The organism is Arthrobacter sp. RIT-PI-e, from assembly GCF_001187915.1.
Classification (GTDB): domain Bacteria; phylum Actinomycetota; class Actinomycetes; order Actinomycetales; family Micrococcaceae; genus Arthrobacter_D.
Map to the genome: position 1 here is coordinate 1 of NZ_LGIU01000026.1, position 17,079 is coordinate 17,079.

Below are 17,079 nucleotides of genomic sequence, written 5' to 3' on the forward strand. Positions count from 1 at the left end.
GGGTGTCCCTGAAGCGCGGATCCGCCGGGGCGTCGGCCAGAGCCGTGATGGAGGGGGAGAGGAAGACCTTGGAGCACATGGAGTCCTCGCGGGAGCAGATGCCCGCGTCCACGCCCACCGCGGCGATCTGGTGCTGCTGATCGGCGGTGATGATGTTGATGACACCGGACTGCGTGCCGCTGACCCGCACCGCCAGTTTCACCAGATCGAGCAGTTCCGGCGGGGTCTCGTACTCTGCCCGCTCCACGGGCACGCCTTCGGGCCCGCCGTAGGGGAGCCCGTACTCCTGCAGGGTGGCCTGCCGGGCCCGCTCCTGCACTTCCAACTCGTCGACGTGAAGCAGTGACATGGTTACCCCTGAGACCTCTGAGACCGGTACCTGTGCGTCCAACTATCGCATGCACCCCGCCGGGTGCACAGGTACCGGGTCTTCGTCGCCGTACCCCGCCGGTACGGGTGCACGCACCGCCCGATTCCCGCATCAGCCCAGTGACCGCACACGGAGCGCGAGGTACAGGTGGACGCGGTCGGCGGTGACCGCGGGGTCGTACCCGGTGAGCGCGACCACCTGGTGGAGACGGTAGCGGACCGTGTTGCGGTGCAGGCCGAGGGCCGTGGCGACCGCCCCCACCGAACCGTCGAGATCCAGGTAGTGCCGGAGGGTGGGCAGCAGCGTGGCACCGTGCGCGTCGTCGAAGTCCTCGAGCGGGGCCAGCGTCTCCGCCGCGAGGTCGGCGAGCGGGACGTCCGCGCTGGTCATCAGGAGCGAGGTCAGGCTCAGCCGGTCGGCGAGATTGACCGGCCGGCCGCGTCGCAGGGCGTCCCTGGCCTCGAAGTAGCTCCACCGCAACCCGTTCGGCTGGGTGTAGGCCCCGCCGACCCCGATGCGTGCGGGAAGCCCGGCGCCGTGCAGGTAGTCGCTGAGCTCCGCCGGACCGGGTGCGCCCGCGGTGGGGAGCACGAGCACCAGGTGCTCGTCCACGAGCCCGGCGGACACCCCTGCCCAGCCGTCGGGCAGCGGGAGCGTGCGCAGCGCCCGCCGTCGGCCCGGGGCCACGTCGACGATCAGCACGCTGTGCCTCTGCGCGGTGTCGATCCCGGACCCGGCCAGTCTCGCGGCGGCCTCGGTGCCCGTGAGGGTCCCGTGCACCACGTCGGCGAGCAGTTGCCCCTGCGCGGTCCGGGTGCCGGTCCGGTTGCGGGCCTGGTTGGTCAGCTCGACCGAGATCAGGCTCTGCGCGTAGTCCACGACGGCGGCGTGCGCGTACGGCTCGGCGATGTCCAGGGTGCAGCGATCCTCCAGTCCCGTGGCGATCGGCAGCCGGTGCCAGCGCCTCGTGGCGCCCTGACCGGCGCCGGGGAGGGGGGTGACCGGATCCGGTGCGGAGGCCCCCGCGATGCGCGCACCGTACTGGTGGAGCACGACGTCGGTGCCGAGCATGCGCGCCAGCCCGGTGAGCAGCGAGCCGAGCCCGCCGGCGCCCAGGAGCGCCGAGGCGAGGACGGCGTGGGCCTCGAGGAGCTCCTCGAGACCCGCGTGGGTGGCGGCGGAGAGGGCGTCGGCCACCCTCTTGCCGATGGCGATGAACGGGACCGCGTAGGGCACCCGGAAGACGGGAAGTCCCACCTCGGCGGCCTCGGCGAGGACACCCGCCGGTACGGCGGCGTGCGTCAGGCCCACGCCGAAACCGATGGCGCGTGCCCCCGCCTCGTGGACCCGCCGGACGAAGGCCCGCTGGGCGGCGACGCTCCCTAGCCGCAGGCCGGTGGTGAGCACCACCTCCGCACCGCTGAGGAACGGCCGCGGGTCCTCGAGTTCCGTGACGGCGACCCACCGGAGCGGTTCCGCGCGGGGCTCGGTGCCACCCTCCAGGACGAGTCCGAGGCTCGGGTCGGCGAGCAGATCGGCGAGGGTGAGGGCCATGCACCCAGCGTAGGGCACTTGTGCAAGTGCACCAGGAGTCCCAGGTCCTGTAGGGCGGGTAACCGTGGTGGCGTCCGGCCCCGCCCGGGTAGTCTCACCCCGACACCCGCGGTGGGCAGCTCCGACAGCACCGCGGATCCCCTCGTGGAAGGTGCTGCAGCGTGGCCGAGATCCTTCAGAACTACATCGACGGACAGTTCGTGACGCCCGCCGGCACGGAGCTCCTGGACATCGTTGATCCGACGAACGGTGACGTGGTGGCGCAGTCGCCCGTCTCCTCGCCGGCGGACGTCGACGACGCGATGCAGGCGGCGCGGCGGGCGTTCACCACCTGGAAGCGGACCACGCCGAGCACGCGCCAGCTCCTGCTGCTGAAGCTCGCGGACGCCGTCGAGGCCGCGAGCGATGAACTCGTGGAGGCGCAGCACCGCAACACCGGGCAGGTGCGTGGGCTGATCGCCGACGAGGAGGTGGCCGTCGGTGCGGACCAGCTGCGGTTCTTCGCCGGAGCCGCCCGTGTGCTCGAGGGCAAGTCGGCGGGCGAGTACCTGGAGGGCCACACCTCCTACGTGCGCCGGGAGCCCATCGGCGTCGTCGCGCAGGTGGCGCCCTGGAACTACCCGCTGCTGATGGCCATCTGGAAGATCGGGCCGGCGCTCGCGGCCGGTAACACCGTGGTGCTGAAGCCCAGTGACACCACGCCCGAGTCCACCCTGGTCCTCGCGCGCCTGACGCAGGGCATCCTGCCGGACGGCGTGCTGAACGTGGTGCTCGGTACGGGCGAGACCGGCGCGGCCATGGTGGAGCACCCGGTGCCGGGTCTCGTGTCCATCACCGGTTCGGTCCGCGCGGGCGTGGCCGTGGCCACCGGTGCGGCGAAGGGGCTGAAGCGTGCGCACCTCGAGCTCGGCGGCAAGGCTCCCGCCGTCGTCTTCGCGAACGCGGACCTGAGGAGGACGGCGGAGGCCGTCACGGAGTTCGCGTTCTTCAACGCCGGCCAGGACTGCACGGCGATCACCCGTGTGCTCGTGCAGGAGCAGGCGCACGACGAGCTGGTGGCCGCCATGGTGGAGCACACCGCGACCCTGCGCACCGGCAGCGCCGACGAGTCCGAGAACTACTTCGGGCCGCTCAACAACGTCCGCCACTTCGACGCGGTGCGTGCCGTCGTCGAGGCGCTGCCGGCGCACTGCAGTATCGCGACCGGCGGCAGGCGGGTGGGGGAGAAGGGCTTCTTCTTCGAGCCGACCATCATCACCGGCGCCCGCCAGGACGATCCCGTGGTGCAGCAGGAGACCTTCGGGCCGATCCTCACCGTCCAGACGTTCACCACGGAGGAGGAGGCGGTGGAGCTCGCCAACGGCGTGGACTACGCGCTCGCCTCGAGCGTGTGGACCACGGACCACGGCACCGCCATGAGGGTCTCCCGGGACCTCGACTTCGGTGCCGTCTGGATCAACACGCACATCATGCTCACCGCCGAGATGCCGCACGGAGGCTTCAAGAACTCCGGCTACGGCAAGGACCTCTCCATGTACGGCGTGGAGGACTACACCCGCATCAAGCACGTGATGAGCGTGCTGGATGCCTGAGCTCCCGATCGGAGAACCTCGCATGACAACTTTCGCCACCACCGCGAAGATCGCCGCCCCCACCTTCCGGCTCGAGCAGAGACGGCACATCACCGGGGACTTCCCGGGCCCCCGCTCCGCCGCCCTGGCGGCGCGGCGTGCCGCCGTCGTCGCGAAGGGCGTGGCCTCGGGTGTGCCCGTGTACGTCGCGGACGCCGACGGCGGTGTGGTCCTCGACGTGGACGGCAACTCGTTCATCGACCTCGGGGCGGGCATCGCCGTGACCAGCGTGGGGGCCTCCGCCCCCGCCGTCGTCGACGCCGTCAAGGACCAGGTGGAGCACTTCACGCACACCTGCTTCATGGTCACCCCCTACGAGGGGTACATCGCGGTGGCCGAGCAGCTCGCGGACCTGACCCCCGGGGACTTCGAGAAGCGCACCGTCCTGTTCAACTCCGGGGCGGAGGCCGTGGAGAACGCGGTCAAGGTGGCGCGGCTCGCCACCGGGCGGAACGCGGTGGTCGCCTTCGACCACGCCTACCACGGGCGCACCAACCTCACCATGGCGCTGACCGCGAAGTCCATGCCCTACAAGAGCAACTTCGGCCCGTTCGCACCGGAGATCTACCGCATGCCCATGAGCTACCCCTTCCGTGAGGAGAACCCGGGCATCACGGGACCCGAGGCGGCGCAGCGGGCCATCACCATGATCGAGAAGCAGATCGGTGCGGACTCGGTCGCGGCGATCATCATCGAGCCCGTGCAGGGCGAGGGCGGGTTCATCGTCCCGGCCGAGGGCTTCCTGCCCGCGCTCGCCGACTGGGCGAAGGCCAACGACGTGGTGTTCATCGCGGACGAGGTGCAGTCCGGGTTCTGCCGCACCGGTGCGTGGTTCGCGGTGGACCACGAGGGCGTGGTCCCGGACATCATCACGATGGCCAAGGGGATCGCGGGCGGTATGCCGCTCTCCGCGATCACCGGCCGGGCGGAGCTGCTCGACGCCGTGCACGTAGGTGGGCTCGGCGGGACGTACGGCGGGAACCCGGTGGCCTGCGCCGCCGCGCTCGGCGCGATCGACACCATGAAGGAGCAGGACCTCGCAGGGCGCGCACGTCACATCGAGGCGCAGGTCACCGAGCGGCTCGGCGCCCTGCAGGCGGATCTCGGCGAGGACGGCATCATCGGGGAGGTGCGGGGGCGCGGTGCCATGCTGGCCCTCGAGTTCGTGGAGCAGGGGGGCGGGAGGACGCCGGACGCCGAGGTGACGAAGGCCATCGCGGCGCGCTGCCTCCGTGAGGGCGTCATCGTCCTCACTTGCGGCACCTACGGCAACGTGGTGCGCCTGCTCCCGCCGCTGGTGATCACCGACGAACTCCTCGCCGACGCCCTCGACGTCCTCGAGGCCGCGATCAGGGACGCGAACGAGGGGCGGCCCTGACGCCGTCGTGGTTCGCGGGCTCCGTGCAGTGCTCCCGGTGCAGAGGCGGCCCGGCCCCGGTGGGTCGGGCCCGCGACATCAGGAGGCGGGGACCAGGGTCAGGTACTGCGGGTTCTCGGTCAGGAAGGACTGCACCTGCGCGCAGTAGGGCACGGGGGCTAGCCGACGGCGGTGGGCGTTGAGCAGCGTCTGACTCACGAGCACGGACTCGAGGCCCGTGTCGCGGTGGCCCGGTGCCACGACCGTCTCGAGCAGGTGCATGCGGCCCGCCCGGAGGCGGTACTTCAGGCAGCCCACCATGGTGCCGTCGAGGAAGAGCTCGAAGCGGGACGCCGCGGGGTTGTCGCGGAACGTCTCCCGGAGGGTGTCGGCCCCGCCGCGGTCGGTGGCCTGGGATGCACGTATCTCGAGGACGCCCACCACCTCCGCGTAGTCCTCGCGGACACCGAACGGTGGGAAGTCGGTGTCCAGCAGCCGGTACAGACTGTTGCAGAGGACCCTCAGCTCGCGGGTGGACACCGCGGACAGGTCCTCGGGCATCTCGGGGACCTCGGGCTCGGCCGGTTCGGGCGCAGCGTCGAAAACCGTCGCATCACGCAGTTCGGCCCATGAATTGCGCGGTTGCGAGCCCGAGTGGTGAGTGGTCGTGGTGGCAACAGACATGGCGGACCTCGAATGGATCAGTGGTGTGTGGGCCGTTGCTTGACCGTTCCTCGACCGTAACAGAGTGCTCATTTATCGTAAAGCTAGAGAGACTAGCGATCTCCGTCCTCGGCCTGCAGCCACGCGCCGAGTTGCACCCGTAGCCCATCAATCAGTCCGTCGAGGCCCGTCCGGAACGCGATGTCCGCGGGCGACTCGTCCGCCGCCGGGGTGGCTGCGAGCCGGACGGCGGTGGTGAAGGCGGGGAACCGGTCCGCCAGTGCGCCCGGATCGAAGATGTTCCCCGGAGCGGTGACGTCGAGGGCGGAGCCGTAGACGAAGGACTCCAGTGCGACGATCACCGGGACGACCCGCTCCGGAGGCCAGCCGGCCCGCGTCAGGCCGAGCGTCACCTCCTCGTACATGCGCAGGGTCTTCTCCGCATCGGTCACGGGGAGCACCGCGATCACGGGGATCAGTGGTGTGTGGCGTGCGAAGACCTCGCGGTAGGACCACGCCCAGCTGCGGAGCGCCTCGTCCCACGGCTCCTCGGCGAAGGCGCTGAAGTCCACCATCGTCATGACGTGCTCCTGGATCCAGCCGAGGACCTCCTGCTTGGACCCCGCGTGGTTGTACAGCGCGGACGGGGCCACGCGGAGCCGCCGCGCGAGGGCGGACATCGTGAGGCCCGCGTAGCCGGTGTCCGCGACGAGCTCGAGTGCCGCGGCGGTGATGCGATCCCTCGAGAGCACGCTGCGCGGGGGGCGTCCGGCGCGGCGCGGCGCGGGCGTTGCTGCGGTCATCGATCCTGCTCCCTGTGTGGACGCTCCCACCCTACGGCGCTCCCTTCCCCCCGCGCGCCCTCCTCGCTATAGTGGACGCAGATAATGAACGCCATTCATTTTGTGTCCCGTGTCATGCGGGCCGAAGGAGGACCACATGCGGACCATCGAGCGCGACGTCGTCGTCATCGGGGCAGGGCCGTCCGGGCTGACCGCGGCCCGTGAACTGCGGAGGACCGGCCACTCCGTCGCGGTCCTCGAGGCGCGGGACCGCGTGGGTGGGCGGACGCACACGGACGTCGTCGAGGGCGCCGTCCTCGAGATCGGTGGTCAGTGGGTGTCGCCGGACCAGACGGCGCTCACGGGGCTCCTCGACGAACTGGGGATCGACACCTTCCCGCGGTACCGCGAGGGCGATTCCGTCTACATCGGCCCCGACGGCCGGCCCGTGCGCTACACCGGCGAGATGTTCCCCGTCGACGCCCGCACGCGCGAGGAGATGGAGCGCCTCATCGGGATCCTCGACCGGATCGTGGCGGAGGCCGGCCCGGAGGCGCCGTGGGACCACCCCGAGGCGCGTGCCCTGGACACCATCTCCTTCCACCACTGGCTGCGGCAGCAGTCCGACGACGAGGAGGCCTGCGACAACATCGGCCTGTTCATCGCCGGCGGCATGCTGACCAAACCCGCCCACTCCTTCTCGGCACTGCAGGCCGTCCTCATGGCGGCGACCGCGGGATCCTTCTCCAACCTGGTGGACGAGGACTTCATCCTCGACCGGCGCGTGGTGGGCGGTATGCAGTCCGTCTCGGAGAGGATGGCCGCGGACCTGGGGGAGGACGTCATCCTCTCCAGCCCTGCCCGCACGCTGCGGTGGAGCGGCCTGGACGGGCAGGACGGCGTCACGGTGGTCTCCGACACCACGACGGTCCACGCGCGGTACGCCGTCGTCGCCGTGCCCCCGAACCTGTACTCCCGCATCAGCTACGAACCCCCGCTGCCGCGTCGCCAGCACCAGATGCACCAGCACCAGTCGCTCGGGCTCGTGATCAAGGTCCACGCCGTCTACCCCACCCCCTTCTGGCGGGAGGAGGGACTCTCCGGTACGGGGTTCAGCGCGGAGTCGGTGGTGCAGGAGATCTATGACAACTCCAATCACGAGGACCCGCGCGGAACCCTGGTGGGCTTCGTCTCCGACGAGAAGGCGGACGCCATGTTCGAACTCCCGCCGCACGAGCGCCAGGAGCGGATCCTCGCCGCCATCGCCGGCTTCCTCGGCCCTGCGGCCCTCGAGCCCGAGGTGTACTACGAGTCCGACTGGGCCTCCGAGGAGTGGACCCGGGGTGCCTACGCCGCCAGCTACGACCTCGGCGGCCTCCACCGCTACGGCCGCGACCAGCGCACCCCCGTGGGCCCCATCCACTGGTCCTGCTCCGACATCGCCGCCGAGGGGTACCAGCACGTGGACGGTGCCATCCGCATGGGCCTGCGGACGGCTGGGGCCATCGACCGGATGCTCGCCGACCGCCGGCAGCCGGCTCCGTCCGGTCTGGACGGCTGAGCATGCGCTACACCGTCGGGTACACCGCGGACGGGCGGGGGCACGACGCCGTCTGCCTCGCCGTCGCCCTCGCACGAAGGCAGGGCGCCTCCCTCGACCTGGTCCTCGTGGCCCCGGAGCGCTCGGCCTACTCCGGGAGCCACCCCTCGGACAGCGGCTTCGACGATCTCCTGTCCGGGCAGCTGCACACATGGATGGACCAGGGGCTGGCGCTCGTACCCGAGGATGTCCCGGCCCGCGGCGAGGTGGTCCGCGCGGAGTCCGACGCCGAGGGCCTCATCCGGGCCGCGGAGGACGCCGGCGCGTCCCTGATCGTGATCGGAGCGAGCGCGGCCGGTCCCGGCTCCCGCTACAGCGTGGGCAACGTGGCCCGCGGTCTGCTCCCCGCCTCCCCCGCCCCGGGGGCGCCCGCCCCGAGGTCGCCCCGCCGCCCGGCCCCCGTCCCCCGCCTCACCTGCGCCGTCGGCCGTCGCGCGGGGGCCGACGACGTCGTCTCCGTGGCGGTGACCTCGGCCCGGCGCCGCGGGCTCCCCCTGCGGCTCGTGGCCCTCCTCGCGCTCGACGCCGGGCGCGAGGGCGCCGGGGCCGGGGGGGAGGCGCACCGCCGCCTCGCGGACGCGGCGTCGTCCCTCGCGGCGGGCGGTCAGGTGAGCGTGGAGACGGCGCGTGGCACCTCCGTCGAGGAGGCGATCGACGCCCTCGCCTGGGACGAGGGGGAGGTGCTGCTCGTCGGCTCGAGCCGCCTGGCGCAGCACATGCGCATCTTCCTGGGGTCCACGGCGGCGAGGATCCTGCGTGCGCTGACCGTGCCCATGGTGGTGGTCCCGCGGACGTACGAGTCCCCCGGAACCGGCACCGGCACCGCTGCCCTGCAGACGCAGGAGGGCGTATGAGCACCCGCAGGACGGACCGCGAGGGAACGGGCCTCAGCCGGAAGGGGTTGAGCTCCGGGACCGTGGGACTGCTCGGCGCCGTGGTGATCGGGGTGTCCTGCGTGGCCCCCGCGTACACCCTCACCGCGGCCCTCGGCCCCACCGTGGCCGAGGTGGGTACGCAGCTCCCCGCCATCTTCCTGGTGGGCTTCATCCCCATGCTGCTCGTGGCCCTCGGGTACCGCGAACTCAACAGCGCCATGCCGGACTCCGGGACGTCCTTCACCTGGGCCACCCGCGCGTTCGGCCCCTGGATCGGCTGGATGGGCGGGTGGGGCCTCATCGCGGCCACCGTGATCGTGCTGTCCAACCTGGCGGCGGTGGCCGTGGACTTCTTCTACCTGCTCCTCTCCCAGCTCCTCGGGAACCCCGCGATCGCGGAGCTCACCCGGAACCTCCCGCTGAACATCGCGACCACGCTCGTGTTCATCGCCCTCGCCTGCTACATCTCCTACCGGGGCATGGAGACCACGAAGACGGTCCAGTACGTGCTGGTCACCTTCCAGCTCGTGGTGCTCGCCTGGTTCGCCGTCGCGGCGTTCGTCCACGTGGCCGACGGCACGGCGTTCGACGCGACGAGCATCAGCGCGGACTGGTTCAACCCCTTCGCCGTCGGGTCCTTCTCCGCCTTCGCGGCGGGCGTCTCGCTGTCCATCTTCATCTACTGGGGGTGGGACGTGACCCTCACCATGAACGAGGAGACCACCGACCCCGAGCGGACGCCGGGCCGTGCGGGTGCGCTGACGGTGGTCGTCATCGTCCTGGTGTACCTGGCGGTTGCCCTCGCCACCATCTCCTTCGCGGGGGTGGGCGACGGCGATCTCGGGGCGGGCAACCCGGACAACCAGGAGAGCATCTTCGCGGTGCTCGCCGGTCCCGTGATGGGCCCGTTCGCGATCCTGATGTCCATGGCCGTGCTCAGCTCCTCCGCCGCGTCCCTCCAGTCGACCTTCGTCTCACCCGCCCGCACCCTGCTGGCCATGGGGCACTACCGCGCACTGCCCGAGGGGTACGGGCGCATCAGCCCCCGGCACAAGTCGCCGGGGTTCGCCACGGTGGCCGCGGCGCTCGCCGCCGCCGGTTTCTACGTCCTCACCCGCCTCGTCTCGGAGAACGCGCTGTGGGACACCATCACGGCGCTCGGCCTCATGATCTGCTTCTACTACGGCATCACGGCGCTGGCCTGCGTCTGGTACTTCCGTGCCCAGGCCTTCACGAGCATCCGGAACGTCGCGTTCCGGTTCCTCGCCCCGCTGTGCGGCGGTGTCATCCTGCTGGTCATGTTCGTGAAGACGGCCGTCGACTCCATGGATCCCGGATACGGTTCGGGATCGGAGCTGTTCGGCGTGGGCATGGTGTTCGTCCTCGGGATCGGGGTGATCCTGCTCGGGGTGGTGCTCATGCTCGTCTGGTCGCGGCTGAACCCGGCCTTCTTCCGGCAGGAGGTCATCACCAGGGGCGCCGCGTCGGGACGCTGACCGGCCCGGACCGCCGCGCTAGAGTGGACCCACTCCGCGGCGTCCCGTGGTGTACCGGCCCCTGATCGTCCGAGGAGACCCACCGTGCGCTATGTCGTCGGCTACACCGATAACGACCGTGGGCAGGACGCCCTCGAACTCGCCACCTCCCTGGCGCTGACGCAGTCCGCCGGGATCGATCTGGTCACCGTGCTCGACTGGCCGCAGGACGGCAGCATGGCTCCCGGGAGCACACGGGCCCGGGAGGCCCTGGAACGGGCGAAGGCGAGTGTGCCCGAAGGGATCGAGGTCTCCACGCACCTCCGCCTGGCCGACTCCTTCGCCCAGGGCCTGCTCGAGGTGGTGGGCGAGATCGACGCGGGACTGATCGTCATCGGAGGATCGAGCAACGGGTTGCTGCGGCGCTTCACCGTGGGCAGCGTCGCCAACGCCGTCCTGCACAGCTCGGAGGTGCCGGTGGCGCTCGCCCCGCGTGGCTACCGGCACCGTTCCGCCTTCACCCGCATGACATGCGCCGTGGGTGCCCGCACCGGTGCGGAGGGGCTGCTCGACGTCGCCGTCGAGTCCGCTGCGCGACGCGGTCTGCCGCTGCGGCTCGTCTCGCTCGTCGCCCTCGACGAGCACGACCCCGATTCCTCGGGCGAGGCGATCAACAAGGCCCACCAGCACGCGAACTCCGTGCTCGCGCAGGCGGTACGGCAGCTCCCCGACGGTCACGAGGCCTCCGTGATCGTGGCGCACGGGCCCACCATCGAGCAGTCCATCGACGACATCGAGTGGGACGCCGGGGAGTTCGTGCTCGTGGGATCGAGCAGGCTCGCGCAGCACCGACGCCTGTTCCTCGGCGCCACGGCGAACAAGATGCTGCGTGCCCTCCCGGTGCCCATGGTGGTGGTCCCGCGGGACTGGGTCCGCGCCGAACCCTGATCCGGGACCCCGGCCCAGTCCTGGAGCCTGCTCAGGCAGGTGCGGGCGTCGTCGTGATGTGCACGGGCCTCCGTGTCCGCCGCACCGACCTGAGCATGTCCACGGTCAGCAGCACCAGGCCCGCCCAGACCAGGCCGAAGCCGATCCAGCGTTCGAAGGGCATCTCCTCGCCGAGGACCAGCAGGGCCAGCAGGAACTGCAGGACGGGTGCCAGGTACTGGAGGAGGCCGATGGTGGTCAGCGGCAACCGCCGCGCCGCCGCCCCGAAGAAGATGAGCGGTACCGCGGTGATGACGCCGGAGGCCGCCATGATCCAGAAGTGCCCCGGGCCCTCGGTGGTGAGGGTGGCATCACCCCTGGAGGAGAGCCAGAGCATCACACCGGCCGCGATGGGGGTGAGGGCCAGCGTCTCGAGGCTGAGGCTGGACACGGCGTCCACCCGCGAGCCCACCCGCTTCTTCATGAAGCCGTACAGGCCGAAGGAGAAGGCGAGGGTGAGTGCGATCCACGGGACGGAGCCGTAGCCCACGGCGAGCACCACCACGGCGAGCACGCCCATGCCGATGGCCGCCCACTGCAGGGGCCGCAGCTTCTCCCGCAGCACCAGGACGCCGAGCAGCACGGACACGATCGGGTTGATGAAGTACCCCAGCGACGCCTCGATGGCCTGCCCGGAAGTGACCCCGTAGGTGTAGACCAGCCAGTTGACGGCAATCAGCAGGGCGGCCACCGCGAGGGTCCCGGAGATCGCCGGTGTCCGCAGCGCGGTCAGGGCCGGTCCCCAGGCGCGCATCACGGTCAGGAGCAGCACGCAGAAGAGCAGCGACCACAGCACCCGGTTCGCCACGATCTCCACGGGCCCGGCCGGTGCGAGAACCAGGAAGTAGAGCGGCAGCAGGCCCCACAGACCGTACGCGCCGATCCCGAAGAGCACTCCCACGGAGTTCTCGCTCCGTGCAGGACGCGTGGTGGTTCCCGATCCGTTCACAGCGGCGTGAACCAGGAACGCAGTCGCCTTTATTCCCTACCCCGCCCGAGGAGGAGATGCACGTCACCGCTGCGGGCGCCGCCGGTGGGGGCGGTATCCCCCCTCACCATTTAGAATAGGGATCTGTGCGCTTATTCTGCGCAGAGCTGTCCCCACGGGGGAATCTCCACCAGGAAGAAGGCAATTCAGTGTCCATCTCAGCTGCGGCCCGGCCGCTGCGGATCGCCATCATCGGAGCCGGTCCGGCCGGCGTCTATGCCGCGGACATCCTGACGAAATCCAACGAGGTCCAGGGCGGCGAGCTGGGCGTGAGCATCGACCTCTTCGACCAGTACCCGGCGCCCTACGGCCTGATCCGCTACGGTGTGGCCCCTGACCACCCCCGGATCAAGGGCATCGTCAACGCCCTGCACAAGGTGCTCGACCGCGGGGACATCAGGTTCCTCGGGAACGTCAACTACGGCCGCGACCTCACCCTCTCCGACTTCCGCCGCTTCTACGACGCCGTCATCTTCGCGACCGGGGCCATCAAGGACGCGGACCTCCCCGTCCCCGGCGTGGAGCTCGACGGGTCCTACGGCGGCGCCGACTTCGTCTCCTGGTACGACGGACACCCGGACGTCAGCCGTGACTGGCCGCTGGAGGCCAAGGAGATCGCCGTCATCGGCAACGGCAACGTGGCCCTGGACGTGGCGCGGATCCTCTCCAAGCATGCGGACGACCTGCTCTCCACGGAGATCCCCGACAACGTGTACCGCGGCCTGAAGGCCTCACCCGTCACGGACGTCCACGTCTTCGGACGGCGGGGCCCGGCGCAGGTGAAGTTCACGCCCCTGGAGCTGCGCGAGCTGTCCCACTCGCGCGACGTCGACATCGTGCTCTACCCCGAGGACTTCGACTTCGACGCCGGCTCGGAGGCGCAGATCGCGAGCAACAACCAGACCAAGACCATGGTCAAGACCCTCACCAACTGGCTGGTCGAGGACGAGCCGACCGGCGCCTCGCGCCGGCTCCACCTGCACTTCCTGCACTCGCCCGTGGAGATCCACGACTCGCCGCAGACGCCCGGTAAGGTCGCCGGCATGAAGTTCGAGCGGACCGAACTCACGGGCGACGGCAGTGTCCGCGGCACGGGCGAGATCGTGGACTACCCCGTCCAGGCCGTGTACCGGGCGATCGGGTACTTCGGTTCCGAGCTCCCGGAGGTGGGCTTCGACGAGAAGCGCGGCGTGATCCCCAACGAGGGCGGGCGTGTCATCGACGAGGAGGGGAACCTGGTTCCCGGGATCTATGCCACGGGGTGGATCAAGCGCGGGCCGGTGGGGCTGATCGGCCACACCAAGGGCGACGCCCTGGAGACCATCGGATTCCTCCTCGAGGACCGCCTGAACCTGCCGCCCGCCGAGGACCCCTCGGAGGACGCCATCATCGACCTGCTGGAGGCGCGCGGCGTCCGGTACACCACCTGGGAGGGGTGGCTGAGGCTCGACGCCCACGAGCTGGAGCTGGGCGCCGGGTTCGTGGACACGAGCGGCAACGCCGCGGTGGTGCGCGAGCGCGTAAAGCTGGTACCCCGCGAGGACATGGTGAGTGTTTCCCGCGGATCCTAGTGCCCAGTAGGCTGTGACCAGCCCCACATGACCGAGGGGCAGGTCAACCTACGGAGTGCCGATGACGCCGTCCCGTCCCAGCCGTGTCATCGATCCGTGCTGTGACGAGACACAGCGGTCGGCCCGGGCCGCGCACCCGGTACCGGGATGCGATGCGCGGATCCCGGGTGGGTTGCGCCCGGTGGTCCGGGAGTCCTGGCGGCGGTCGCTCGAGCACCTGCCGGATCCCGACCTGGCCCACGCGAGCCTCTTCTGCTCGGAGTCGGAGCTGCAGGATCACCGCAGGGCCCATCCGCTCGCCGTGATCATGCCGGTGATCGAGCAGCTCCTGGTACGGCCGGGTGCCGCAGCCGGGATGCTGGTGGCGGTGGGGGACGCAGCGGGCAGGCTCCTGTGGGTGGATGGTGACCCCGCCCTGCGGCGTCGCGCCGAGGACGTCCTGTTCGTGGCGGGTGCGGACTGGTCCGAGGCGCGTGTGGGTACCAATGCCCCCGGTACGGCCCTGGCGCTCCGGCGCAGCGTGCAGATCGCCGGGGCGGAGCACTTCAGCACGCGCATACGGGCCCTGAGCTGCACGGCCGTTCCCGTGCACGATCCGGAGTCGGGCGTGGTGCTGGGCGTGGTCGACGTCACCGGATCGCGCGACGCGGCAGCGGCCACCACGCTGTCCCTCGTCCAGGCCGCCGTCGCCGCAGCCGAGGCGCACCTGACCGTCCAGCGGCTCACGCACCGGTTGGAAGGCGTGGAGAGCTGTCACGCCGTGCACCTGGTCCCCCCGCGCGCCGAGCGGGCCCACCTCAGGATCCTCGGTGTGCATCAGGGGATCCTCCAGGTGGGGGATTTCGTGATGGAACTCAGCCTCCGCCACACCGAGCTGCTCACGGTGCTGGCACTCCACCCCGAGGGTCTCCCCGCGGATCGGCTCGCGGACCTGACGTACGGCGAGGGTGCGTCGGGGACCACGGTCCGTGCGGAGATGCTGAGGTTGCGCAAGGTCCTGGGGCCCCACGCCGGTACGATCATGCCGCGTTCCCGGCCGTACCGGCTGCCGTCCGAGCTGACGGTGGACGCCGTGCAGGTGGTCGAGGACCTCGGGAACGGGGTGCATCGCCGAGCCCTCGGGAGGTACGCGGGAACCGTGCTGCCCCGTTCCGAGGCCCCGGCCCTGGTGCGCCTGCGGGAGGACACCTCCGCGCTGATCCGCGACGCGGTGTTCGAGGACGGCAGCTGCGACACCGTGCTCCGGTATCTCGAGCTCCCCGAGGCCGAGTACGATCTCGAGGCGTGGCGGCTCGGCTCGCGCCTGCTGCCGCGCCGGTCCTCCAGGCGTGCCGCCCTCGTGTCCCACCTCGGGTGGCTCGAGCAGGAACTACCCGTCCCGGAGCCGGTAACCTCAGGTTATCCAAAAATTTGTTAGCAAACCGCAATATCCGGTCGTCCGGACGGGTGCCGCCGCTTACCCTTGATGAAGGCGGCCGATCATCTCACCCGGCGACCGAGTCTCTCCGGACGGGCCGCCACACAGAGCACTTTCACAAGGGGACCCCGTGGCGCACGCCGGAAAGCACGTAGACACTTCCAGGGCAGCCCGGCGCGCGTTCGGTCGCCCCGGCGTACGGATGAAGGTCAGCCTGGCCATGGTGGTCTGCTTCGTGGGTTTCCAGGGCATCGTCCCCGAGGGGGGCAGTCCCGCGGACGCCACCACCTTCGAGGCGGCGAGGGCCTTCACCACCGCGTACTCCACCGAGGACGGGTTGACCCCCTACGGGAGCGTCGGTGCTTCCCTGCTCGCCCCGCACGCCACCGAGGACGCCCTCGACCCGCTGGCGCCCCGCACCATCGACGCCACCTCGGCCCACGGCCGGGAACTCACGACCACGGCGACCACGACCTCGACTCGCCCGGCCGCCGGAACCCTCTTCGCTCCCGTGGTGGACCTCGTCCCCACCTCTCCCTTCGGGTTCCGCACCAGCCCCATCACGGGACAGGCGGACGAGTTCCACACGGGCCAGGACTACGCCGCACCCTGCGGTACCACGGTCTTCGCGGCCGATGCAGGCACCGTACGAGCCGTGGGGTGGCACCCCTGGGGCGGCGGTAACCGGGTCGAGGTGGATCACGGCAACGGTCTCATCACCACCTACAACCACCTGGAGGGCATCTCGGTCCGCGCCGGTGACACCGTCAACGGCGGTGACCCCATCGCCGCGATGGGCACCACCGGCTCCTCCACCGGATGCCACCTCCACTTCGAGACCATCCTCGACGGCGAGCACGTCGACCCGCTGCGCTGGACGCTGGTCCAGACCGCGCACGGAGCGAGCAAGGGTGAGCTGAAGGACTACAGCCCGGCGGGCGACTCCGCCGCGGACATCCCGGTGTGGGCGCAGTCCTCCACCCGCTCGGACCAGCCCCGGCCGGTGACCGGACCGCTGGTCACAGTCGGCGCCCCGGCACCCGGTTCGTCCGACGACGGTGGTACGGGCGGCGCGCGGCCGCCGCCGGACCCCGGGGGCGCGCTCGTCGCGCAGCCGGCGCCCCCGGCCGTCGTCGCGCCCACCCGGCCCTCGGGTCCCGCTGTCACCCCGCCGGCCACGACGAAGCCCCAGGAGACCTCCAAGCCGCAGACACCGTCGACACCGACCGTGCCGATGAAGCCGTCGACACCGACCGTGCCGTCGAAGCTGCCGGTGGGCAATCCTTCGAAGCCCGAGACCAAGCCGGACACGAAGCCCGAGACCAAGCCGGACACGAAGCCCGAGATCAAGCCGGACACGAAGCCCGAGATCAAGCCGGACACGAAGCCCGAGGCCCCAGCGCCCGTCGTCCCGGCGACGCCGGGCACGCCCGGACCGGCCGCGCCGACGCCGACCGAGACGGCAGCTCCTGCCCCGGGAGCTCCGGAGGTCACTCCGCCGTCGTGCGACGTCGATCCCGCCGGCACCCCGGAGGGTGCAGAGGGTGAGAAGTCCCCGGATGCGGCGGCCTCGCCGATCGCGGACGCCGCACCCGGTGACGTGGCTCCCGCAGCCGAGGTCGCCGCTCCCGTTGCCGTCGTCGCCCAGGAGGGCACGTCGAAGGACGAGCCCACGAAGAGCACGTCGAAGGACGGGCCTGCGGAGGCCGATCCGACGGCGGACGAGGGCGCGGAGGGTGCGGCCGACCCCTGTGGTGAGCAGGTCGTCCCGGTGGAGGGCACCCCGGCGGACGCCGCTCCTGCGGCCGG

At 71.0% G+C, this 17,079-nt stretch carries 13 protein-coding genes and 1 pseudogene; 9 read left to right on the top strand and 5 right to left on the bottom strand.

Features of this window, described 5'->3' with window-relative positions; genetic code table 11:
- Positions 1–349 (bottom strand): annotated as a pseudogene (locus AC792_RS01245) (histidine kinase); the annotation flags it as partial.
- Positions 350–481: 132 nt separating this feature from the next.
- On the bottom strand, positions 482–1,924 hold the full coding sequence (locus AC792_RS01250) for a PucR family transcriptional regulator (RefSeq protein ID WP_049828792.1): 1,443 nt from the start codon (positions 1,922–1,924) through the stop codon (positions 482–484).
- A 161-nt stretch (positions 1,925–2,085) separates the two neighbouring features.
- Here AC792_RS01250 and AC792_RS01255 point away from each other — a divergent pair, with 161 nt between their 5' ends.
- Positions 2,086–3,516, top strand: a complete 1,431-nt coding sequence (locus AC792_RS01255) for a gamma-aminobutyraldehyde dehydrogenase (RefSeq protein ID WP_049828781.1) — start codon at positions 2,086–2,088, stop codon at positions 3,514–3,516.
- 22 nt (positions 3,517–3,538) lie between these two features.
- Positions 3,539–4,933 carry a 4-aminobutyrate--2-oxoglutarate transaminase gene (gabT, locus tag AC792_RS01260; RefSeq protein WP_049828782.1) on the top strand — a complete coding sequence of 465 codons (1,395 nt, stop codon included), beginning with the start codon at positions 3,539–3,541 and terminating at the stop codon, positions 4,931–4,933.
- Between the two features lie 78 nt (positions 4,934–5,011).
- Here the strand turns inward: gabT and AC792_RS01265 are convergent, their stop codons facing one another.
- Positions 5,012–5,596 (bottom strand): GNAT family N-acetyltransferase, encoded by a 585-nt coding sequence (locus AC792_RS01265; RefSeq protein WP_160317589.1) that lies wholly within the window; start codon positions 5,594–5,596, stop codon positions 5,012–5,014.
- Positions 5,597–5,688: 92 nt separating this feature from the next.
- On the bottom strand, positions 5,689–6,378 hold the full coding sequence (locus AC792_RS01270; protein ID WP_049828784.1) for a TetR/AcrR family transcriptional regulator: 690 nt from the start codon (positions 6,376–6,378) through the stop codon (positions 5,689–5,691).
- A 136-nt stretch (positions 6,379–6,514) separates the two neighbouring features.
- Between AC792_RS01270 and AC792_RS01275 the strand changes: the two genes are divergently transcribed.
- From AC792_RS01275 to AC792_RS01290, 4 genes are all read left to right on the top strand, one after another.
- Positions 6,515–7,918 (top strand): flavin monoamine oxidase family protein, encoded by a 1,404-nt coding sequence (locus AC792_RS01275; protein ID WP_049828785.1) that lies wholly within the window; start codon positions 6,515–6,517, stop codon positions 7,916–7,918.
- A 2-nt stretch (positions 7,919–7,920) separates the two neighbouring features.
- Entirely contained in the window at positions 7,921–8,811 is an 891-nt protein-coding gene (locus AC792_RS01280) for a universal stress protein (protein ID WP_049828786.1), read from the top strand.
- Positions 8,808–10,328, top strand: coding sequence for an APC family permease (locus tag AC792_RS01285; protein WP_049828787.1), 1,521 nt, complete (start codon positions 8,808–8,810; stop codon positions 10,326–10,328). The genes AC792_RS01280 and AC792_RS01285 overlap by 4 nt, the downstream gene beginning before the upstream one ends.
- A gap of 84 nt (positions 10,329–10,412) precedes the next feature.
- Complete coding sequence (locus AC792_RS01290) at positions 10,413–11,255, top strand: universal stress protein (RefSeq protein ID WP_049828788.1); 843 nt, start codon at positions 10,413–10,415, stop codon at positions 11,253–11,255.
- Between the two features lie 31 nt (positions 11,256–11,286).
- Here the strand turns inward: AC792_RS01290 and rarD are convergent, their stop codons facing one another.
- Positions 11,287–12,243 (bottom strand): EamA family transporter RarD, encoded by a 957-nt coding sequence (gene rarD, locus AC792_RS01295; protein WP_049828789.1) that lies wholly within the window; start codon positions 12,241–12,243, stop codon positions 11,287–11,289.
- A gap of 188 nt (positions 12,244–12,431) precedes the next feature.
- On the opposite strand from rarD, the gene AC792_RS01300 reads away from it, so the two are divergent.
- The 3 genes from AC792_RS01300 to AC792_RS17865 form a co-directional block, all read left to right on the top strand.
- Positions 12,432–13,853 (top strand): FAD-dependent oxidoreductase, encoded by a 1,422-nt coding sequence (locus AC792_RS01300; RefSeq protein ID WP_200903340.1) that lies wholly within the window; start codon positions 12,432–12,434, stop codon positions 13,851–13,853.
- 181 nt (positions 13,854–14,034) lie between these two features.
- The gene (locus tag AC792_RS01305) at positions 14,035–15,270 is read left to right on the top strand and encodes a GAF domain-containing protein (RefSeq protein ID WP_235436295.1); all 1,236 of its coding nucleotides are present in this window, start codon (positions 14,035–14,037) and stop codon (positions 15,268–15,270) included.
- A gap of 202 nt (positions 15,271–15,472) precedes the next feature.
- Positions 15,473–17,079: M23 family metallopeptidase (locus tag AC792_RS17865; RefSeq protein WP_268753328.1), on the top strand; the 1,607-nt coding region annotated here is incomplete at its 3' end.